We start from the raw sequence: 1,934 nt of genomic DNA on the forward strand, positions 1-1,934 counted from the left end.
CGCTACCCCCACCTCATCCCCGCACTTTTCAACGTGCGTGGGTTCGGGCCTCCAGTGCGTGTTACCGCACCTTCACCCTGGACAGGGGTAGATCACACGGTTTCGGGTCTACGACCACGTACTCATTCGCCCTATTCAGACTCGCTTTCGCTACGGCTACGGCTTTCCACCTTAACCTTGCACGGGATCGTAACTCGCCGGTTCATTCTACAAAAGGCACGCCATCACCCATATAGAGGGCTCTGACTTCTTGTAAGCGCACGGTTTCAGGTTCTTTTTCACTCCGCTCCCGCGGTGCTTTTCACCTTTCCCTCACGGTACTGCTTCACTATCGGTCACCAGGGAGTATTTAGCCTTGGCAGATGGTCCTGCCGGATTCCGACGGGGTTTCACGTGTCCCGCCGTACTCAGGATCCGTCTCGGAGAGTGCTGACTTTTGGCTACAGGGCTTTTACCTGCTATGGCGAGCCTTTCCAGACCTCTTCGCCTAATCAACACCTTTGTAACTCCATGTGAGACGTCCTACAACCCCGAAGAGCAAGCTCTCCGGTTTGGGCTAATCCGCGTTCGCTCGCCGCTACTGACGGAATCACTTTTGTTTTCTCTTCCTCGGGGTACTTAGATGTTTCAGTTCCCCCGGTATGCCTCTTGCCAAGCTATGTATTCACTTAGCAGTAACAGTCCATTACGACTGCTGGGTTTCCCCATTCGGAAATCCCCGGATCAATGCCTGCTTACGGCTCCCCGAGGCGGTATCGTTGTTCGCCACGTCCTTCTTCGGCTCCTGGTGCCTAGGCATCCTCCGTGCGCTCTTACTAGCTTAACCTAACGTTTTTCGACGAATCCGCTTCTCTGAATTGCTTCAGAAAAGACGCATCCATTTCAAACGGTTATTTCTTTCAGCTAAAGGATGTTTCAGCTGCATCTTTTCTCATCATCTTGCGATAATTTCGAAACATGCTTTCTTTCGTTATCCAGTTTTCAAGGTGCAATGGGTGAACATTTTTCTTGCGAAAAAGTTCTTGGTGGAGCCAAGCGGGATCGAACCGCTGACCTCCTGCTTGCAAGGCAGGCGCTCTCCCAGCTGAGCTATGGCCCCAAAGGGACATCGACTCAAAGTCGATAATGGTGGGCCTTAGTGGACTCGAACCACCGACCTCACCCTTATCAGGGGTGCGCTCTAACCAGCTGAGCTAAAGGCCCTCGATTTATTCCTTTGAACTCCTGTTGAAAGACACATCAAAGCGCCGTTTCCGGCACTTCTTGTTCTTTCAAAACTGACAACGAGTGAGCAACCTCTGCCTGAGATGAAGCTTTTCACCTTGCCGAAGGCAATGATGAAAACTTCTGAAGTGGAAGCAATGCTTCCTGATCAACCATCTACGTGGTTGAGTATTCCTTAGAAAGGAGGTGATCCAGCCGCACCTTCCGATACGGCTACCTTGTTACGACTTCACCCCAATCATCTACCCCACCTTCGGCGGCTGGCTCCCTTGCGGGTTACCCCACCGACTTCGGGTGTTGTAAACTCTCGTGGTGTGACGGGCGGTGTGTACAAGACCCGGGAACGTATTCACCGCGGCATGCTGATCCGCGATTACTAGCAATTCCGACTTCATGCAGGCGAGTTGCAGCCTGCAATCCGAACTGAGACCAGCTTTGATTGGATTCGCTCCACCTCGCGGTTTCGCTTCCCGTTGTACTGGCCATTGTAGTACGTGTGTAGCCCAGGTCATAAGGGGCATGATGATTTGACGTCATCCCCACCTTCCTCCGGTTTGTCACCGGCAGTCACGTTAGAGTGCCCAGCCTTACCTGCTGGCAACTAACATCAAGGGTTGCGCTCGTTGCGGGACTTAACCCAACATCTCACGACACGAGCTGACGACAACCATGCACCACCTGTCTTGAATGTCCCGAAGGAAAGGCACATC

At 52.7% G+C, this 1,934-nt stretch carries 2 tRNA genes and 2 rRNA genes; all 4 read right to left on the reverse strand.

Annotated features, from left to right (window positions below):
* Positions 1 to 826 (reverse strand): 23S ribosomal RNA (locus ACX93W_RS27230); the annotation flags it as partial.
* 197 nt (positions 827 to 1,023) lie between these two features.
* Positions 1,024 to 1,099, reverse strand: a tRNA-Ala gene (locus ACX93W_RS27235).
* A gap of 27 nt (positions 1,100 to 1,126) precedes the next feature.
* Positions 1,127 to 1,203, reverse strand: a tRNA-Ile gene (locus tag ACX93W_RS27240).
* A gap of 200 nt (positions 1,204 to 1,403) precedes the next feature.
* Positions 1,404 to 1,934: ribosomal RNA gene (locus tag ACX93W_RS27245) — 16S ribosomal RNA — on the reverse strand; the annotation flags it as partial.

Source organism: Paenibacillus sp. CAU 1782, from assembly GCF_054551715.1.